Below are 1084 nucleotides of genomic sequence, written 5' to 3'. Positions count from 1 at the left end.
GGTGGGTGTCGGGGGTGGACAGGGCTGGGTTGGCGCCGACTTTGCCTGATTGGGCAAGTTCTGGATCGGGGGGATGGCCTTGTTGGCGGCCTGGGTCGACTTGATCCCGGTGGAGATACCGGCGGGCAAGGTGCCGAGATCGCCCGAGCGCTTGCTGAGGGACTGCGAGGTGAAGAAGCTCACCGGGGTGGCGAGGGCCGAGGGGACCTTCAGGCCGGTGGAGAGCCGGTTCTGGGTGGTCGCGGTCAGCGAAGCCGTGTCCTGCAGGGAGAGCAGGTTCTGGCGAGTGGCGGCGGTAAGCGTAACGCTGGAGGACATGAGGTCGATCCTTTTGATCGATGGGCCGTCTTATTGGCGGCTCATCCCCGTATCGTCCGGCAACTTGCGGAGATATTAATTTTGTTTCTGCCCAGACATATTTCGCAAAAATCGTTAATGGACAATGGGCAACGAATTTAAAAACGATTTCTCGCCTGACATATCGGATGGCAGACAACATTATTATTCAAGCCCATCGTCTCACATCATGGCTTCAATGATCTGATCGATTGTTTGATGAAAACGCATCGGCGCGTCGTTCTACGCTTGGTCATCTTCTTTCCGGCCTTAAGTAATCGGGGCCTGGGACGCCTCTGCGAGTCCCGGTTGAACGCCGTGGACGGGTTCGGCTCCCCATTCGCGCGAGAGACGCGGACGGGATGGACCGGCTCCAGGTCGATCGCCCCGGGATGATACCGGATCCAAGGGATCCGAATGGAGACGGCGCAAACGGAAACGGCCGGGGCGTGGCCCCGGCCGTTCCGACGTCGATGCGGCTGATGCTTAGCGCAGCAGCTGCAGGATGCCCTGCTGGGCCTGGTTCGCCAGCGACAGGGCCGAGATGCCCAGCGATTGACGGGTCGACAGGGCCTGCGAGTTCGCAGCCTCCTGGTTCAGGTCCGCAGCCGTCAGGTTCGACGCGCCCGTGTCGAGCACGTTGATCAGGTTCTTGCTGAAGTCCTGGCGGTTCTGCACCACAGACAGGTTCGAACCGAAGGTCGAAGCATCGGTGCGCAGCTGGCTGGAGGCGGTCGTCAACTTGCCC

The 1084-nt window shown here is 60.9% G+C and carries 1 protein-coding gene and 1 pseudogene; both read right to left on the bottom strand.

Translation table 11 applies throughout. The annotated features are described in order from the left end of the window. Positions 1–318 (bottom strand): annotated as a pseudogene (locus MKK67_RS29425) (flagellar protein); the annotation flags it as partial. A 504-nt stretch (positions 319–822) separates the two neighbouring features. Next, positions 823–1084 (bottom strand): flagellin (locus tag MKK67_RS29420; protein ID WP_279601379.1); only part of this gene is annotated, 262 nt, incomplete at its 5' end.

Origin of the sequence: Methylobacterium sp. J-072, assembly GCF_022829425.1 — a bacterium.
Taxonomy (GTDB): Bacteria; Pseudomonadota; Alphaproteobacteria; order Rhizobiales; family Beijerinckiaceae; genus Methylobacterium.
The sequence above is the reverse complement of the archived record's forward strand: the minus strand, read 5'-3'. Positions and strand labels throughout refer to the sequence as shown.